Genomic DNA, 17,874 nt, shown 5'->3' with positions numbered 1-17,874 from the left:
TTCAACGACGCATCGACCGACACCATGACTGACCGACACCTTTCCTCCGTTCCCTCCGACGCCGCGCGCTGGCAATTCTGGATCGACCGCGGCGGCACGTTCACCGACATCGTCGCGCGGCGGCCCGACGGCACGCTCGTCACGCACAAGCTGCTGTCGGAAAACCCCGAGCAGTACCGCGACGCGGCCGTGGCCGGCATCCGCCACCTGCTCGGCCTCGCGGCCGGCGAGCCGATCACGCCCGCGCAGGTCGACATGGTGAAGATGGGCACGACGGTCGCGACCAACGCGCTGCTCGAACGCAAGGGCGAGCGCACCGCGCTGGCCACGACGCGCGGCTTTCGCGACGTGCTGCGCATCGCGTACCAGAACCGGCCGCGCCTGTTCGATCTCGACATCGTGCTGCCCGACGCGCTGTATGAGACGGTCGTCGAGATCGACGAGCGCGTCGGCGCGCATGGCGACGTGGTCGTGCCGCTCGATGTTCAGGGCGCCGAAGCGTCGTTGCGCCGCGTGTTCGACAGCGGCGTGCGTGCGCTCGCGATCGTGCTGATCCACGGCTACCGCCACACCGCGCACGAACGGATGCTGGCCGAGCTCGCGCGCCGCATCGGCTTCACGCAGGTATCGGTGTCGCACGAGGTGTCGCCGCTGATGAAGATGGTGTCGCGCGGCGATACGACCGTGGTCGACGCGTACCTGTCGCCGATCCTGCGCCGCTACGTCGAGCAGGTCGCGCACGAGATGCCGGGCGTGAACCTGCAGTTCATGCAGAGCAGCGGCGGCCTCACGCGCGCCGATGCGTTCCAGGGCAAGGACGCGATCCTGTCGGGCCCGGCCGGCGGCATCGTCGGGATGGTGCGCGCGGCGCGCGCGGCCGGCTTCGAGCAGGTGATCGGTTTCGACATGGGCGGCACGTCGACCGACGTGTCCCACTACAACGGCGAATTCGAGCGCGAGTTCGAGACGCAGGTGGCCGGCGTGCGGATGCGCGCGCCGATGATGAGCATCCACACGATCGCGGCCGGCGGCGGCTCGGTGCTCGGCTTCGACGGCGCGCGGCTGCGCGTCGGCCCCGAATCGGCCGGCGCGAACCCGGGGCCGGCCGCGTACCGGCGCGGCGGCCCGCTGACGGTGACCGACTGCAACGTGATGCTCGGCAAGATCCAGCCCGATCATTTCCCGCGCGTGTTCGGCCCGCATGCGGACCAGCCGCTCGACCGCGACGGCGTGGTCGCGAAGTTCGCGGCGCTCGCCGATGAAATCCACGCGGCGACCGGCCGGCGCGAGACGCCCGAGGCGCTCGCCGAAGGCTTCCTGGAAATCGCGATCGGCAGCATGGCGAACGCGATCAAGAAGATTTCCGTGCAGCGCGGCCACGACGTGTCGCGCTACGTGCTGACGACGTTCGGCGGCGCGGGCGGCCAGCACGCGTGCGGCGTGGCCGATGCGCTCGGGATGACGCAGGTGTTCGCGCATCCGCTCGCGGGCGTGCTGTCCGCATACGGGATGGGGCTGGCCGACCAGACCGCGATGCGCGAGCGCGCGGTGGAAGCCGTGTTGTCCGACGCATCGCTGCCGGCGCTGAACGCGGCGCTCGACCGGCTCGCCGACGAGGCCATCGGCGCACTGCTCGAACAGGGCGTGGCGCCGGAGCGGATCGCGACCGAGCGGCGCGTGCACCTGCGCTACCAGGGCACCGATTCGGCGCTCGACGTGCCGGCCGGCAGCGTCGCCGCGATGCAGCAGGCGTTCGAGGCCGCGTACCGGCAGCGCTACGCATTCCTGATGCCCGGCACGCCGCTGGTGGCCGAACTGGCGTCGGTCGAGGCGATCGGCCGCTCGGACGCGCCGGTCGACATCGCGCCGCTCGCGCCGCGCGAGGCTGGCGCGGCGCCGCAAGCGCACGCGGCCGCGCGCTTTTATTCCGGCGGCCGGTGGCACGACGCGGCGCTGGTCGTGCGCGACACGCTGCGCGCCGGCGACGCGATCGACGGCCCGGCGATCGTCGCGGAGCAGAACGGCACGACCGTCGTCGAGCCCGGCTGGCGCGCCGCGATGACCGCGCAGGGCAACCTCGTGCTGACGCGCACGACGCCGCTGCCGACGCGCCGCTCGCTCGGCACCGACGCCGACCCGGTGCGGCTCGAGATCTTCAACAACCTGTTCATGTCGATCGCCGAGCAGATGGGGCTGCGGCTGCAGAACACCGCGTACTCGGTGAACATCAAGGAGCGGCTCGACTTCTCGTGCGCGATCTTCGACGGCGACGGCAACCTGATCGCGAACGCGCCGCACATGCCCGTGCACCTCGGCTCGATGGGCGAAAGCATCCGCACGGTGATCGAGCGCAACCGCGGCCGCATGCGCGACGGCGACGTGTTCATGCTGAACGACCCGTATCACGGCGGCACGCACCTGCCGGACGTGACGGTCATCACGCCGGTGTTCGCGGACGGCTCGGACGCGCCGCTGTTCTACGTCGGCTCGCGCGGCCACCACGCGGACATCGGCGGCACGACGCCGGGCTCGATGCCGCCCGATTCGACCCATATCGACGAGGAAGGCGTGCTGATCGACAACTGGCAGCTCGTGTCGGCCGGCGTGCTGCGCGACGCCGAGACGCGCGCGCTGCTGGCATCCGGCCGCTACCCGGCGCGCAACGTCGAGCAGAACATGGCCGACCTGCGCGCGCAGGTCGCCGCGAACCAGAAGGGCGTCGACGAGCTGCGCCGGATGGTCGCGCAGTTCGGCCGCGACGTCGTGCTCGCGTTCATGGGGCACGTGCAGGACAACGCGGAAGAAGCGGTGCGGCGCGTGATCGGCGCGCTGCAGGACGGCGCGTACCGCTATCCGCTCGACAACGGCGCGGAGATTCGCGTCGCGATCCGCGTCGATCGCGCGGCGCGGCGTGCGGAGATCGATTTCACCGGCACGTCCGCGCAGCTCGGCAACAATTTCAACGCGCCGAAGGCCGTCTGCATGGCCGCGGTGCTGTACGTGTTCCGCACGCTGGTCGGCGACGACATTCCGCTGAACGCCGGCTGCCTGAAGCCGCTGACCGTGATCGTGCCGGCCCGCTCGATGCTCAATCCCGAGTATCCGGCGGCCGTCGTCTCGGGCAACGTCGAGACGTCGTCGGCGATCACCAACGCGCTGTACGGCGCGCTCGGCTGCGTCGCGTCGAGCCAGGGAACGATGAACAACTTCACATTCGGTAACCATCAGTACCAGTACTACGAGACGATCGCCGGCGGTAGCGGCGCGGGCAACGGCTTCGCGGGCGTCGGCGCGGTGCAGACGCACATGACGAACTCGCGGCTCACTGATCCGGAGGTGCTCGAATGGCGCTACCCGGTGCGGCTCGATTCGCACCGGATCCGCGCCGGCTCGGGCGGTGGCGGGCGCTGGCGCGGCGGCGACGGCGCGGTGCGACGGATCCGCTTCCTGGAGCCGATGACCGCGTCGATCCTGTCGAACAACCGGATCCACGCGCCGTTCGGCGCGGCGGGCGGCGAAGCCGGCGCGCTCGGCCGCAACACGATCGAGCGGGCGGACGGCACGGTCGAGGTGCTCGATCACATCGGTCGCGCGCAGATGGCGCCGGGCGACGTGTTCGTCGTCGAAACGCCGGGCGGCGGCGGTTACGGCGCGGCCGGCTGAGCCGCGTACCCGGCGCCCGGCGCGGACGTCCCGCGCCGGGCGCGGGGAGACTATTTCAACGAACTGTGGAATAAAGCCGCGCATTCACGCGCGAACGGAATCAAAAATGGCGGAAAACCGGATTGCGGCATGTGATTCGACCCTGCCGCGACGGCCGCCCCGAAGATCCGTCCCCTTATCCATGAATCGGCCGCAAATGCCCGCCAGACGGGGCTTCCGGGCCGTCGCGCCGGCCCCGATTCGCCGCGCGTCATCCGCTCCGTCGCATGCTGCCAATCATGAAAAATCCGGCTTGCCAATCGAGTCCCGATTCCTTGACACTCTGCTCTAAATGTGAGTGCCAATCCTCATCGTCATTTGATAAGATGGCTCTCATCATTCGTAAGGCAGAACCTGCGCGTCACGCGCGAACGCCGGTCGCATTAGCTGGAAACAAGGACGGGACGAGGCCCGCTGTCACGGCAATCACGGCTGCCCTGCCGGGCACGCGCATGGCGCGGCCCGGGAAGGCGGTCGGCCCACTCGCCTCCGACTACACTGTGCGTTTTTTCTGGATCGGGGCGTGTCCATGGATGACGAAAACGATAGCGCGGTGCTCGAGGCGCACGTCGGTACGCGCAGCCCCTGCTGGCGTCTCGGCAGCGACAGCAACGCGCTCGAACTGGCCGCGGTCCGCGGCCTGACCAACGTCGCGATCGCGCTGACGGTCGAGCAGGCCGCGCGCATCCGCGCGCTGACCGGCGTCACGTCGCACCTCGTGCTCGACATCGTGCTGTTCGGCAACCCGGTCAGCCTCCATCTCGTCGGCAGGAAGGTCAATACGGTCGACTGGGCCGGCACGGCGTCCGCCTATTCCGATACCGAATCCGTCGCCGGCGACCTGTCGCACGGGCTCGCGTTCGCCGAGCAGGTCGTGTCCGAAGTGAATTCGCTCGTCGTGATCCTCGACCGCAACGGGATGGTGCAGCGCTTCAACCGCCTGTGCGAGGAAGTGACGGGCAAGCGCGAGGTCGACGTGATCGGCCGCAGCGCGTTCGAGCTGTTCATGAGCCCCGAGCAGGGCGCGCAGTCGCGCAGCAACATCACGGGCTTCTTCGCGAGCAACCAGTCGTTCGCGGTCGAGCGCTACATCAACACGGTCAACGGGCCGCGCCTGTTCCAGTTCCGCAACAAGTTCGTGCAGAGCGGCAGCGGCGTCGACGAGCAGTACCTGATCTGCTCGGGCATCGACATCACCGAGGAGCGCAACGCGCAGCAGCGGCTCACCGAGCTCGCGAACACCGACGTGCTCACCGGGCTGCCGAACCGTCATGCGATCAGCGAGCGCATCCACGCGGCGATCGCCGCGGAGAGCGAGCAGACGCGCGGGCAGGTCGGCATCCTGTTCCTCGATCTCGACAACTTCAAGCGCGTCAACGATCACTACGGGCACATCACCGGCGACCGCCTGCTGCAGGACGTGTCGGCGATCATCAGCGGCTGCCTGCCGTCCGGCGCGACGCTCGCGCGGCTCGGCGGCGACGAATTCCTCGTGCTGTTCGAACAGGGCACGCGCCCGCTGCTCGAAGCGACCGCGCAGATCATCCTCGAGCGGCTGCGCACGCCGATCCATCTCGGGCTGATGGAGGTCTACACGAGCTGCTCGATCGGCATCGCGATGCATCCGCAGCACGGCGATTCGCTCGAGACGCTGATCCGCAGCGCCGATACCGCGATGTACGTCGCGAAGGAAGAGGGCAAGCATACGTATCGCGTGTTCTCGCTGGAGATGAACCAGAAGGTCGCGAAGTACATGTGGCTCGACACGAACCTGCGCAAGGCGCTCGAGGAAGAGCAGTTCGTGCTGCATTACCAGCCGGTCGTCGATATCGCGACGGGCGACGTGCACGGCGTCGAGGCGCTGATCCGCTGGCAGTCGCCCGATCGCGGGCTCGTCGCGCCGGTCGAGTTCATCCGTTTCGCGGAAGAGTCGGGGCTGATCGCGCCGCTCGGACGCTGGGTGATGCGCACGGCAGCCGCGCAGGCTGCCGCGTGGAAGGCGAAGGGGCTCGGCATCCGGATCGCGGTGAACGTGTCCGCGCGGCAGTTGCAGGACATGAACATCGTGCATCAGTTCGCGTCGATTCTCGACGGCGCGGGGCTCAAGCCCGGCCTGCTCGACATCGAGCTGACCGAGAGCTGCTTCATCGAGGACGAGGACGCGGCCATCGGGCTGATGCGGCAGTTCCGCCAGCTCGGCGCGGAGATCCATCTCGACGATTTCGGCACCGGCTATTCGTCGCTGTCGCAGTTGTCGCGGCTGCCGCTCGACGCGATCAAGCTCGACCGCACCTTCATCACGGCGATCGACCGCAATCCGCGCTCGCAGGCGCTGGTGCGCTCGGTCGTGTCGCTCGCGAAGGCGCTGAATTTCGCGGTGGTCGCCGAAGGCGTCGAAACGCATGCGGAAGCCGAATTCCTCAAGCAGCTCGACGTCGATCACGCGCAGGGCTACTACTACGCGCGGCCGATGCCGGCGCAGGCGTTCGAGGCGTGGCTCGCGGAGACGAGAAAGCTCAGGCTGATCGCCTGAGCGTCGTTCCGGACAAGGCGCCGCCGGCCGTCGGCGGCGCCCGTCGCATTACACCGTGCGCAGCTTCGACACGCGCCGGTTCTGCAGCATCACCAGGCGTTCCATGTACGCGAGGTCCTTCGGCTCGATCGTGAACGCCGCATGGACCCACGCTTCCGTGATGTCCATCAGCTCCGAGCGCGACAGCTGGAACACGCGTTCGCGGGCGCGCAGCATCGCACGGATGCCGTTCAGCTTGGGCTTCGTCACGTCGATGAAGGTGCGCGTCGCGAGATACGCGTCACCGGCGTCGAACGTCTCGTCGATCAGCCCGCAGTCTTCGTACCACTCTGCCGCATGCGCTTCGCCGGTTGCGATCAGCGATTCCGCGAGGCCGCGGTTCGCCTTGCGCGCGACCAGCGAATAGCCGCCCATGCCCGGGAACAGGTTGAACGCGATCTCGGGGAACCCGAGTTTCACGCCCTTCTGCGCGAGCACGTAGTGATGCGCGAGCGCGGCCTCGAAGCCGCCGCCGAGCGCGCTGCCCTCGACCATCGCGATCGAGATCGCGCCGGTGCCGAAGCCCGTGTAGATCTCGTACACGCCGTCGATGCACGAGCGCGCATAGGCCATCAGCTGGTCGCGCCGGCCGCTGCGGATCGCGTCGACGAAGAAACTCAGGTCGCCGCCGACGTTGAACAGCTCGGGGACGAGCGAGCCCGTCACCCAGAAGTCGAACGTGAGGCCCGAGTCGCGTGCGACGCGCGCGAGATGGATGATGTCGGTGACGAGTTGCTGGTTGAAACACGGCCGCGGCTCCGATCGCAGCATCATCCACATGACGTTACGGCCTTCTTCGTAGAAGGCCGTCAGTTGCGAGAGTTCGCCGGCTTCGTAAAACGGCCGGCACGCCGGATGGGATTGGAGTTGCATGGTATGTCCTCGTGAGATGTGGTTTTAAAGACCGTCGCGCCATGCGCCATGCGGGTATCGGGTTGCCCGCCGGGGCGCCTGGCGCGAGGCATCGCCATTGTTGCGCGCGCACAAAAGTCGAATTGCGGGGAACAACGCACGACCGGGACACCGGTGCGGCTTGCGTTCGGGCGAAAGGACGGGTGACGACGGACGGAGAGACGAGGGGCTGAGGTCGGTGGGTGGGGGGACTCGAGTGGAGCGGGCGCACCGGCGGTGAGGCAGCCGGCGTTGCCGCCGCTTACGCGCTGAAAGCGACGCCAGGACGTCGATCCGCTGTTGCGGGTCGGGCCGGCGTGCGGGCGGTTCGCCTCACCTCACAGTGAGCGAGAGGGAATGCGCGGCGCGCATGGCCGCTCGGCGTCGATCGGTTTCGGATGCCGCCGTTCGAGATGCAGCACCGTCGGCAGCGTGCCTGACAGGATCACGCGCAGCCACGCGAACGCCATTACGCGGTCACCGGTTTCGAAAGCGTCGCCGATCGACATGAGGTGTCCTTCCCGCTGGCCGCGGCTTGACGCTCGCCAGCCCGTCGCCCACACTGGGCCGCACGACGGCCACGCGTGCGGGTGCGCGCGAGCGGCCTGTCATGCGCGCGTCATGCGGTACGGCTCCCGCTCCGGCGCGCGGCGCTGACGTCCTGCAACGAACGCGCGGAGAGCTTCGACGTGGTGCGTTTTCCTTTCCGATGGACCGGCTGCCTGTTCGCGTGCGCCGTTGCGCTCGGCGCGGGTACGGCCGTGGCCGATACGCGCGACTCACACGACACGCGGGACGCCCGCGACGCGGCCGATATGGCGCCCGTCACGCTCGTCAGCGACGTCCACGAATTCGTGATGCAGCACGACGGCTCGCTCGACGAGCACGACGATTCGACGCTGCGCGCGAACGACGCGAACGGCATCGATGCCGTTGCGCAGCGCTACGTGTGGTACGACAAGAATCTCGAGAAGGTCGAGCTGCTCGCGGCCGAGACGATCGACCGCGACGGCGTCGCGCATCCGGTCGGCGCGGACGGCATCCGCGACGTGCAGGAGCCGCGCTCGGCCGGCGCACCGACGTTCCAGGACGGGCTGCTGCGCACCGTCGTGTTCCCCGGCGTCGAAGCCGGGTCGAGCACCCGCGTCGCGTTCCGCAAGACCCGCACGAAGCCGGTCAATCGCGGCTACTTCGGCTACACCGTCGAGCCGTCGCGCGAGCCGGTCGACAGTCAGCGGCTGATCTTCGACGTGCCGGCCGACATGCCGCTGTATGCGGATGCACGCGGCTACGTCGCGCTGCCGCCCGTCACGGCGAACGGCCGCACGCGCTACGAATTCGACTACCGGCACGGCGCGTACGATCGCATCGAGAGCGGCTCGGTCGGCTATCCGACCTACGGCGACCGGCTCGTCGTGTCGACGCTGCCCGACTACGCGGCGTTCGCCGCGCGCTACCGCAACGCGGCCGTCGACCCGAGCGCGAACGATGCGGCCGTCGTGCAGCTGGCGCGTGCGCTCACGGCGAATGCCGCCGATCCGCGCGACAAGGCGCGCATCCTGTACGACTGGGTGCAGGCGAACGTGCGCTACGTCGGGTTGTTTCTCGGCGAGACGGCCGCCGCGCCGCATCGCGTGACCGACATCCTGCGCAACCGCTACGGCGACTGCAAGGATCATGTCGCGCTGTTCGGCGCGTTGCTCGCGGCGGTCGGCATTCGCAGCGAACCGGTGCTGATCAATCTCGGCGCCGTGTACACGCTGCCGTCGGTGCCCGGCTACGGCGCCGGCGCGATCAATCACGCGATCACGTGGCTGCCCGATCTCGCGCTCTACGCGGATACGACGACGGCCGGCATCGCGTTCGGCTACCTGCCGCCGATCGTGATGGATCGCCCGGCGCTGCTGGTCGATACGGGCGTGCTGTCGCGCACGCCGGCCACGCAGCCGCGCGCCCGCACCGCGCGGATCTCGATCGATGCCGCGCAGCAGGGCGCCGCACGTGTTCAGGCCTATGTCGAGGACGACGGCTGGACCGCCGAACTCGAACGCAACCTGTTTCGCCGCGCGTCGCGCGAGCGCATCGCGCAGCTCGCGACCGAGCGCCTGCGGCAAAGCGGCCTGCGCGGCCGCGCGCAACTGTCGACCAGCGACCGGCGCGTGACGGACGGGCCGTTCGACGTGACCGTCATCGGCACGCTCGATCATTTCGTCTGGCCGGACGGCACGACCGCGTTGCCCGCGCTGTCGAGCGTCACGGGCGGTATCGCGACCCAGGTCGAGACCTGGCTGGCCGAGCCGGTGCGCACGCAGCCGTGGGGCTGCATCGGCGGCGCGTTCGACGAGACCGGCCAGATCGCGTTGCCGGCGGGCGTGGTCGTGACCGACCTGCCGGCCGATACGGCCGTGCACGACCGCTTCGTCGATTTCACGTCGCATTACGTGTTCGATGCGGCCGCGCGCGTCGTGCAGGTCACGCGGCGGATGAACGCGGATTTCGGGCGGCAGGTCTGCACGCCGGACGAATTCGCGGCGCTGCGCGCGTCGCTCGAGCGCATCGAGCGCGACACGCAGACGCAGATCGTCGTGCGGGCGAAGCAGCGTTGAGCGGCGCGGGCACGGCATTCGCTCCGGACGGGCGAATCACCGGAATCGCCGACGCGCAGGAGGGACATCATGACGGAACGGGATCACGAGATCGCCGAACTCTCGAAGGAATTGCTGGGCCGGATCGTGCAGGGTACGGTCGCGGCCGGCGCGCCCGTCGACGTGGAGCAGTGCGCGGCGCTCGCCGTGCAGTGCGCGACGGCGCTGGTCGACCGGCTCGACGCGTTGAAGTGACGGCCTGCGGGCCGGCACCGCCGCCGGCCCCGCGCGCCGCGCGTTACGCTTCGGCGGGTACGTCGCCGTCCGCGCGCACGGCGCCCGGCGGCTTGCCGACCACGCGCTTGAACGCACGGCTGAACGCCGCGAGCGAACCGTAGCCGAGCCGGTACGCGACCGCTTCGATCGTCTCGCGGTCGCGGGCGATCCATTGCGCGGCGAGCCGCATCCGCAGCTCGGTGAGGTAGCGCACGGGCGTCATCCCGGTGGCCGCGAGGAAGCGCTCGGCGAACACCGAGCGCGACACGCCTGCCTCGGTCGCGAGCTCCGCGACGCTCCAGTTGCGGCCCGGGTCGCGATGCAGCGCGACGATCGCGCGGCCGAGCTTCGGCTCGCGCAGCGCCTGCACCCAGCCGGTCGCATCGCCGCATCCGCATTCGACCCAGCCGCGCACGATGAACGCCGCGACCACGTCCGCGAGCCGCGCGAGGATGCCCGCGAAGCCCGCGCGCGCCGTGCACGCCTCGCGTTCCATCGCATCGAGCATCGGGCGGATTTCCGGGTAGCGCGCGAGCAGCGTGCCCACGTGCATGAACGCGGGCATCGTGCCGACCAGCGGCTGCATGCCGCCGAGGTCGAGTTCCATGCAGGCGCTGAAGATCAGCGCATCGCCGGCGCCGGGTTCCTTCGTCGCGCAGCTCGTGGGCGACACGCCGGCCGACGCCACCGACGCGACCGTATCGCAGATCTTCGCGACCTCGAAGCCGTCGATCTCGCGGCACGGCACATCCGGATCGGACACCAGTGCGTGCATGCCGCCGTGCGGCAACAGGATCGCGTCGCCGGCCTCGAGCCGCATCGTCTCGCCCGTCGCGTCGCGCAGCAGCACGGGCCCGCGCACGATGAAATGGAACTGCGCGCGGCCCGTCCCGTGGCCGAAACTCAGTCCGAACGGCCGCGCGACCTGGATGCGGCGGTACTGGACGCCGCTCAGGCGCATCCCCAGCAGCAGCTCGCTGACGAGGTCGTGCGTGTCGGGAATCGGGGGCAGAAGGGGCTCGGACATATCGAGATACGGACGTTCGATCAACAAGAACGGATTGTATGTCATAGACCGTCCTGCCGCCGTTCCTTACGATACGCCCTCATCAGTACTTTCCCTAACCGACACGGAACCTCGCATGAATCCCGGAATCTCCTCGGCCGCCTCGACGGCGGCCCCCCACGAACCGGCCTGGGGCGCGGTATTCGCGATGGCGCTCGGCGTGTTCGGGCTCGTCACGGCCGAATTCCTGCCGGCGAGCCTGCTCACGCCGATGGCCGAGAGCCTCGGCGTGACCGAAGGCGTGGCCGGACAGGCCGTCACGGCCACCGCCACGGTCGCGCTCGTCACGAGCCTGCTGATCTCGGCGCTCACGCGCACGATCGACCGGCGGCGCGTGCTGCTGGTGTTCTCGGTGCTGCTCGTCGCATCGAATCTCGCCGTCGCGTTCGCGCCGAATCTGGCGATGCTGCTGATCGGCCGCGTCGTGCTCGGCATCGCGCTCGGCGGCTTCTGGACGATGGCGACCGCCACCGCGATGCGGCTCGTGCCGACGGCGATGGTGCCGCGCGCGCTGTCGATCATCTTCAGCGGCGTGGCGGTCGCGACCATCGCGTCCGCGCCGATGGGCAGCTACTTCGGTCACCTGATCGGCTGGCGCAACGTGTTCCTGATCGCGGCCGTGCTCGGCGGCCTCGCGTTCGTGTCGCAGCTTGTCACGCTGCCGTCGATGCCGCCGAGCGGCACGACGCGGCTGCGCACGCTGATCGACGTGCTGCGCCGGCCGACCGTCGGCCTCGGGATGTTCGCGACGATCCTCGTGTTCACCGGCCATTTCGCGTTCTTCACGTATCTGCGGCCGTTCCTCGAACAGGTCGCGGGCGTCGGCGTGAACGGGCTGTCGGCGATCCTGCTCGGCTACGGCATCGCGAACTTCGTCGGCACGTCGCTCGCGGGCCGCGTGCTCGAACACCGGCTGCGGCCGATGCTGATCGGCATGCCGGCGCTGATGGTCGTGCTCGGCATCGCGCTCGTCGTGCTCGGCCGCGCGCCGATGATCGACGCGGTGCTGGTCGCGTTGTGGGGGATGGCGTTCGGCGGCGTGCCGGTCGCGTGGTCGACGTGGGTCACGCGCACCGTGCCCGACGAGGCCGAGAGCGCGGGCGGGCTGATCGTCGCGGCGATCCAGCTCGCGATCGCGACGGGCGCGGCCGCCGGCGGCGTCGTGTTCGACGCGAACGGCGCGGCAGGCGTGTTCGTCGGCGCGGCGATCGTGCTGGCGGTGGCGGTCGCGACGATCGTGACCGGCGTGCCGAAGCGGGTCGGCGTGGTCGCGTCCTGACCGGCCCGGCGGCCCGCAGCCCGCGTGGTACGGGCCGCCAGGCGATCGTCCGCGCGTCAGGCGGCGCCGGCGCCCGCGATGCGGTCGAGTGCCGCGAGCGCGTCGGCCGGCAGATCGAGGTCGGCGGCCGCGAGATTCTCGCGCAGATGCGCGACCGACGACGTGCCGGGAATCAGCAGGAGATTCGGCGCGCGGCGCAGCAGCCACGCCAGCGCGACCTGCATCGGCGTCGCGCCGAGGCGACCCGCGACGCCGGACAGCGTCGACGACTGCAGCGGCGAGAAGCCGCCGAGCGGAAAGTACGGCACGTACGCGATGCCGTCACGGGCCAGCGTGTCGATCAGCGCATCGTCGCCGCGATGCGCGATGTTGTAGTGGTTCTGCACGCAGACGATGTCGCAGATCCGCCGGCCTTGCGCGACCTGCGCGGGCGTGACGTTGCTCAGGCCGATGTGCCGCACGAGCCCGCGCCGCTGCAGCTCCGCGAGCGTGGCCAGGGGTGCCTCGATCGATCCTTCGGCCGGCCCGTGCGTATCGAACATGATGCGCAGGTTGACGACGTCGAGCACGTCGAGCCCCAGGTTGCGCAGGTTGTCGTGCACGGCCCGCTCGAGCTCGTCGGGCGTGAACGCGGGCAGCCATGATGCGTCGTCGCCGCGTCGCGCGCCGATCTTGGTGACGATCACGAGATCGTCGCGATACGGATGCAACGCGTCGCGAATCAACTGGTTCGTCACGTGCGGGCCGTAGAAGTCGCTGGTGTCGAGATGGTCGACGCCGGATTCGACGGCTTCGCGCAACACGTTCAATGCGGCTTCGCGATCTTTCGGCGGGCCGAATACACCGGGGCCCGCGAGCTGCATCGCGCCGTAGCCGATCCGTCTGACGTGGCGATCGCCGAGCCTGAAGGTGGCGGTGTGGCGAATATCGGGCATGACCTTGCTCCTGTCGAAGAGATGAATGCGTTCAGCATAAGGACGAGTCGCCTGCGCGATAAGCCGGCATAATTCGCACGGGTTGTACGAAAAGGCGAACAATGCAAACCGATCTGGGCGATCTGAACGCGTTCATGGCCGTGGCACGCGCCAGGGGATTCCGCGATGCCGCACGCGTGACGGGCCTCAGCGCGTCGGGGCTGAGCGAGGCCGTGCGCCGGCTGGAAGCGCGGCTCGGCGTGCGGCTGCTGCACCGCACGACGCGTAGCGTCGTGCCCACCGAAGCCGGCGAGCGCCTGCTCGCGCGTCTCGCGCCCGCGCTGACCGAAGTGGCGGCGGCGCTCGATGGGATCGACGAATTCAGGGGCCGACCGGCCGGCACGCTGAAGCTCAACGTGCCGGTCAGCGCATCGCGGCTCGTGTTGCCGGCGATCGTGCCGCGCTTTCTCGAGGCGTATCCGGACATCCGGCTGGAAGTGACCGCCGACGAAAATTTCGTCGACGTGCTGGCGGCCGGCTGCGACGCGGGCATCCGCTACGACGAACGGCTCGAACAGGACATGATCGCGGTGCCGATCGGCCCGCGCATCCAGCGGTTCGCGACCGCGGCGGCGCCCGGCTATCTCGACCGGCACGGCCGGCCGCGGCATCCGCGCGACCTGCTTGGCCATCGGTGCCTGCGCGGACGCTTCGCCAGCGGCGCGATGCCGCCGTGGGAGTACGAGCGCGACGGCGAGGTCGTGCGGGTCGAGCCGGCCGCCGGGCCGCTGCTGGTCCAGATCGGCGGGGCGACGGAGCTGATGGTCGACGCGGCGATCGCCGAGACGGGGATCCTGTATCTGTTCGAAGACTGGGTGCGCCCGCATTTCGAAAGCGGTGCGCTCGAACCGGTGCTCGAACCGTGGTGGCGGCCGTTCTCGGGGCCCTTTCTGTATTACCCGGGGCGGCGTCTCGTGCCGCCGGCGTTGCGCGCGTTCATCGATTTCGTCAAGGCATCCTGAACGTCGGTCAGCGCACCGGCGCGTGCGCGTCGAGCAATTGCCGGTGGCGCGCGTCGGTCGCGTCGTCGGCCGGAAACATGCACTCCATGCGCAGCTCCTGCGCGGCCGCGCTTTGCGGCTTACCGATCGTCGTGATCGGCGAGAAGTAGCGCAGCACGACGCCTGCGTGAACAAAGCCGATCGGGGTGACCGGCAGCGGCGGCGCGGCGGCCGCCCGCCGCCCCGCGAATCGGTCAGCCGCCTTGCCTGACCAGCGCCGCCAGCGTCTTCATTGCCTGCAGATACGGATACGGCCCGTGGCTGATGCGCGCCACGCCGTACTCCGCGAGTTCCGCGAGCGTCGGCGTTTCCGCGACGCGCATCACGTTCACCGGCAGCGGCGACGCGGCCGTCAGCGCGCGAATGAGCGCCGGCGAGCGCAGGCCGGGCACGAACAGGCCGTCGGCGCCGGCCGCCGCGTACGCGCGGGCGCGCGCCAGCGTCGCGTCGAGCAATCGTTCGTCGTGCGTCTCGGTTGCCGCCTTGAAGAACACGTCGGTGCGCGCGTTGATGAAATAGTCGACGCCCGCGCGATCGGCCGCCTGCCGGGCCGCCGCGATACGGGCCGCCGCTTCGTCGACGTCGCGCAGTTCGCCCGTCGACGGAAAACTGTCTTCGAGATTGCAGCCGATCGCGCCGGCCCGGATGCTCATCGCGATCGTCTCGGCGACATCCTCCGGCCGCTCGCCGTAGCCGCTTTCGAGGTCGACGGTGACGGGCAGGTCCGTCGCGCGCACGATCCGCTCCAGCACTTCCATCATCAGCGCGCGCGGCATCTGCTCGCCGTCGACGAAACCGTTGGCTGCCGCGACCGACCAGCTTCCGGTGGCCAGCGCGACGGCGCCGGCGTCGGCCACCGCGCGCGCACTGCCGGCGTCCCACACGTTGAACAGCGCCAGCGGCTGGCCCGCGCGGTGAAGCGACCGGAAAATCGCGCCCTTCTCGTTGTTGCCCATGCTCGTCTCCTTATGGATACCGGATCGGTTGTCGTGTCGAGCGATATTGCCATCGAATCGGGCGGTGCGACGGACGCCGGCAATGTCTGCTGACAGCGCGTGACAGGAAGTGCGCATGATCGCCACCGCTGGGCGATCCGCGCGCCGCCTCAGTCGCGCGAACCCGGATCGATCGACAGCGTGCGCAACTGGCCGCGCAACTGGTCGACTTCGCCCGGCGCGAACGGCCGCTCGATCTCGGCATGCGTCTGCTGCCACAGCGGGAACGCTTCGGCCAGCAGCTCGTGCCCGGCCGGTGTCAGTTCCAGCAGGCGGCTGCGCCGGTCGTCCGGGTCCTGCGTAATCGTGACGAGGCCGCGCCGCTCGAGCGGCTTGAGCGCCGCGGTGAGCGTGGTTCGGTCCATCGCGAGCAGCGACGCAACCGATTTCATCGGGGCCGGTTGCGGCCGGTTCAACGACATCAACAGCGAAAACTGGCCGTTGGTGAGGTCGAGCGGGCGCAGCACATCGTCGAAGATGCGCGCCAGATTGCGCGCCGCGCGCTGCATGTGCAGGCACAGGCAGCAATCGCGCACCATCAGCGTCGTTTCGAAGGGAAGCTTTTCTTTTCGTGCCATGTTGCAATTGTGTTGATATCAACCTATCTTGTCAAGGTCGAGGCGCGGCAACCCGCCGTGCCCGTCATCGGAGGAGAAGGCATGAGTGCGCAACAACAGTTGTATCTCGCCGTATTTCTCGGAACCCAGGATAGCCCGGCGATGAAGGCATGGATGGCGCTGCCGGAGGACGAGCGGCGCACGCGCGAGCGCGACGGCATCGCCGCGTGGCATGCGTGGGTCGAGCGGCATCGCGACGCGATCGTCGAGCTGGGCGGCCCGCTCGGCAAGACCAAGACCATCGACGCCGGCGGCATCCGCGACACGTCCAATGCGCTGAGCGGCTTCAGCGTCGTGCGGGCGGCATCGCACGAGGCGGCCGCCGCGCTGTTCGAAGGTCATCCGCATTTCACGCTGTTCCCGGGCGTGTCGGTCGACGTGATGCCGGTGCTGGCGATTCCGGGCGCATGAGCGACGCGTGAGGCCGGACACGACGTGTCGCCCGATGCGATGCGCGTGGTCCGGATGCAGACATTTTCCCGACATTCTGGATGGAGATGGGCGATGAAGCTTTACGGATTTGCCGGCACCCGCTCGCAGCGGGCGCTGTGGGGTCTGAAGGAACTGGATGCGGATTTCGAATTCGTGTCGGTCAACCTGCTCGAGGGCGAGCACAAGCGGCCCGAATTCCTGCGCCTGAATCCGGCCGGCAAGGTGCCGGTGCTGGTGGACGGCGACCTCGTGATTCCCGAATCGGCCGCGATCGTGCTGTATCTCGCGGACAAGTACCCGGAGAAGGCGCTGCTGCCGGTCGAGCCGGCGCTGCGGGCGGAGGCCTATCGATGGGTCATGTTCGCGGTGACGGAGCTCGAGCAGCCGCTGTGGCGGATCACGCGGCATACGTTCATCTATCCGCCGGAGAAACGCTCGCCGGCCGATATCGAACTGGCGCGCGAGGATTTCACGACGATGGCCGCGATTCTCGACACGCATCTCGAAGGGCGCGAATTCATCGTCGGCGATTCGCTGACGGTGGCCGATTGCGTGACGGCTTACCTGATCGACTGGGCGAGCGAATGCCACCTGATCGAACCGTTCCCGCAACTGCGCGCGTATCTGGAGCGGTTGTATGCGCGGCCGAAGGCGCCGCAGCGGATCGCGGAGGCGCGCAAGGCGGCGTGACAGTGAAACGGGTGCCGGGTCATGCGCCGCATCGGCACGACCCGCCGCGTCCGCGTGCGATCACGACACCGTATCGGGTCCGCCGAGCGCACGACACAGCATCGCCAGATCGCGCAACGTGAGATGCGGTGTCGCCGCCTGCGGCGGAGCCGGTTCCCCGTCCGCCCGAGGCTCGCGCACGACCCACGCGGCCTGAAGCCCCGCATTCAGCGCGCCGACGATGTCGAGGTGGAAGTCGTCGCCCACATGCAGCAATTCGGCCGGCCGCACGCCGAGTGTGTCCGCCGCCGCATGGAAGATTTCGGGTTCCGGCTTGGCGAAGCCGAATGCACGTGCGCTGAGCGTCGTGCGGAAGAATTCGTCGCCGCCGGTCAGCCGGAGGTCGGCATTGCCGTTGGTGACCGCGATCAGCGGAAAGCGGGCGCTCAACCACGCCAGCGCCGGCAGCGCGTCTTCGTAGAATTCGACACGATTGCGCGCCGCGTAGAAGACGTCGTAGGCACGATCGGTCAGCGAGGCATCTTCGTTCGCGCGTTCCAGCGCAAGCCGGATCGAGCCGATTCGCATCGCGCGATAGTCGCTGGCGAGATCCGGGCGCAACTGTTCGTATTCCTCACGGAGCGCGCTGAGTGCCTGTTGCGTCGGCAACACGCTCGCGGTATTGGGCGCGTGCTCGATCAGCCATGTGCGCAGCGTCGCCTCGGCCCGGACGACGGACGGCCCGAACGGCCACAGGGTGTCGTCGAGGTCGAACGAGAGGGCGGAAACTTTGGCGAGACGCATGGCGGTTGAAA

At 69.1% G+C, this 17,874-nt stretch carries 15 protein-coding genes and 1 pseudogene; 8 read left to right on the top strand and 8 right to left on the bottom strand.

Annotated features, from left to right (window positions below; genetic code table 11):
* Positions 1 to 24: 24 nt before the first annotated feature.
* Positions 25 to 3,663, top strand: coding sequence for a hydantoinase B/oxoprolinase family protein (locus MMB92_RS02195; protein ID WP_277562487.1), 3,639 nt, complete (start codon positions 25 to 27; stop codon positions 3,661 to 3,663).
* 568 nt (positions 3,664 to 4,231) lie between these two features.
* On the top strand, positions 4,232 to 6,235 hold the full coding sequence (gene pdeR / locus MMB92_RS02190) for a cyclic di-GMP phosphodiesterase (protein WP_006495698.1): 2,004 nt from the start codon (positions 4,232 to 4,234) through the stop codon (positions 6,233 to 6,235).
* Between the two features lie 48 nt (positions 6,236 to 6,283).
* Here the strand turns inward: pdeR and MMB92_RS02185 are convergent, their stop codons facing one another.
* A complete protein-coding gene (locus MMB92_RS02185) occupies positions 6,284 to 7,147 on the bottom strand; it encodes a crotonase/enoyl-CoA hydratase family protein (protein ID WP_006488766.1) in 864 nt (287 codons plus the stop codon).
* Between the two features lie 356 nt (positions 7,148 to 7,503).
* Complete coding sequence (locus MMB92_RS02180) at positions 7,504 to 7,674, bottom strand: hypothetical protein (protein WP_164530823.1); 171 nt, start codon at positions 7,672 to 7,674, stop codon at positions 7,504 to 7,506.
* 180 nt (positions 7,675 to 7,854) lie between these two features.
* Here MMB92_RS02180 and MMB92_RS02175 point away from each other — a divergent pair, with 180 nt between their 5' ends.
* Entirely contained in the window at positions 7,855 to 9,771 is a 1,917-nt protein-coding gene (locus MMB92_RS02175; RefSeq protein WP_277562486.1) for a DUF3857 and transglutaminase domain-containing protein, read from the top strand.
* Positions 9,772 to 9,840: 69 nt separating this feature from the next.
* Positions 9,841 to 10,005 carry a hypothetical protein gene (locus MMB92_RS02170; protein WP_164530824.1) on the top strand — a complete coding sequence of 55 codons (165 nt, stop codon included), beginning with the start codon at positions 9,841 to 9,843 and terminating at the stop codon, positions 10,003 to 10,005.
* 43 nt (positions 10,006 to 10,048) lie between these two features.
* Here MMB92_RS02170 and MMB92_RS02165 read toward each other — a convergent pair whose 3' ends face one another.
* A complete protein-coding gene (locus MMB92_RS02165) occupies positions 10,049 to 11,098 on the bottom strand; it encodes an AraC family transcriptional regulator (protein WP_196433511.1) in 1,050 nt (349 codons plus the stop codon).
* A gap of 70 nt (positions 11,099 to 11,168) precedes the next feature.
* Here MMB92_RS02165 and MMB92_RS02160 point away from each other — a divergent pair, with 70 nt between their 5' ends.
* Positions 11,169 to 12,371 carry an MFS transporter gene (locus MMB92_RS02160; RefSeq protein ID WP_196433512.1) on the top strand — a complete coding sequence of 401 codons (1,203 nt, stop codon included), beginning with the start codon at positions 11,169 to 11,171 and terminating at the stop codon, positions 12,369 to 12,371.
* A gap of 56 nt (positions 12,372 to 12,427) precedes the next feature.
* On the opposite strand, the gene MMB92_RS02155 is transcribed toward MMB92_RS02160, so the two are convergent.
* Complete coding sequence (locus MMB92_RS02155) at positions 12,428 to 13,306, bottom strand: aldo/keto reductase family oxidoreductase (protein WP_058902731.1); 879 nt, start codon at positions 13,304 to 13,306, stop codon at positions 12,428 to 12,430.
* Positions 13,307 to 13,407: 101 nt separating this feature from the next.
* Here MMB92_RS02155 and MMB92_RS02150 point away from each other — a divergent pair, with 101 nt between their 5' ends.
* Positions 13,408 to 14,307 carry a LysR family transcriptional regulator gene (locus MMB92_RS02150; protein WP_277562485.1) on the top strand — a complete coding sequence of 300 codons (900 nt, stop codon included), beginning with the start codon at positions 13,408 to 13,410 and terminating at the stop codon, positions 14,305 to 14,307.
* A gap of 7 nt (positions 14,308 to 14,314) precedes the next feature.
* On the opposite strand, the pseudogene MMB92_RS02145 reads toward MMB92_RS02150, so the two are convergent.
* The 3 genes and pseudogenes from MMB92_RS02145 to MMB92_RS02135 form a co-directional block, all read right to left on the bottom strand.
* Positions 14,315 to 14,503: pseudogene (locus MMB92_RS02145) on the bottom strand (transcriptional regulator); the annotation flags it as partial.
* 37 nt (positions 14,504 to 14,540) lie between these two features.
* Entirely contained in the window at positions 14,541 to 15,302 is a 762-nt protein-coding gene (locus MMB92_RS02140; RefSeq protein ID WP_058902733.1) for an isocitrate lyase/phosphoenolpyruvate mutase family protein, read from the bottom strand.
* Positions 15,303 to 15,451: 149 nt separating this feature from the next.
* Complete coding sequence (locus MMB92_RS02135) at positions 15,452 to 15,919, bottom strand: MarR family transcriptional regulator (protein ID WP_006479731.1); 468 nt, start codon at positions 15,917 to 15,919, stop codon at positions 15,452 to 15,454.
* A gap of 81 nt (positions 15,920 to 16,000) precedes the next feature.
* Here MMB92_RS02135 and MMB92_RS02130 point away from each other — a divergent pair, with 81 nt between their 5' ends.
* Positions 16,001 to 16,369, top strand: coding sequence for a hypothetical protein (locus tag MMB92_RS02130; RefSeq protein ID WP_006495689.1), 369 nt, complete (start codon positions 16,001 to 16,003; stop codon positions 16,367 to 16,369).
* Between the two features lie 93 nt (positions 16,370 to 16,462).
* A complete protein-coding gene (locus MMB92_RS02125) occupies positions 16,463 to 17,080 on the top strand; it encodes a glutathione S-transferase family protein (RefSeq protein ID WP_058902734.1) in 618 nt (205 codons plus the stop codon).
* Positions 17,081 to 17,140: 60 nt separating this feature from the next.
* Here MMB92_RS02125 and MMB92_RS02120 read toward each other — a convergent pair whose 3' ends face one another.
* Complete coding sequence (locus tag MMB92_RS02120) at positions 17,141 to 17,863, bottom strand: HAD-IA family hydrolase (RefSeq protein WP_058902735.1); 723 nt, start codon at positions 17,861 to 17,863, stop codon at positions 17,141 to 17,143.
* Positions 17,864 to 17,874 lie beyond the last annotated feature (11 nt).

This window comes from Burkholderia sp. IO2 (assembly GCF_029522185.1).
In the GTDB taxonomy this organism is placed as follows: Bacteria; Pseudomonadota; Gammaproteobacteria; order Burkholderiales; family Burkholderiaceae; genus Burkholderia; species Burkholderia cenocepacia.
This window is presented reverse-complemented; position numbering and strand designations above follow the sequence as displayed.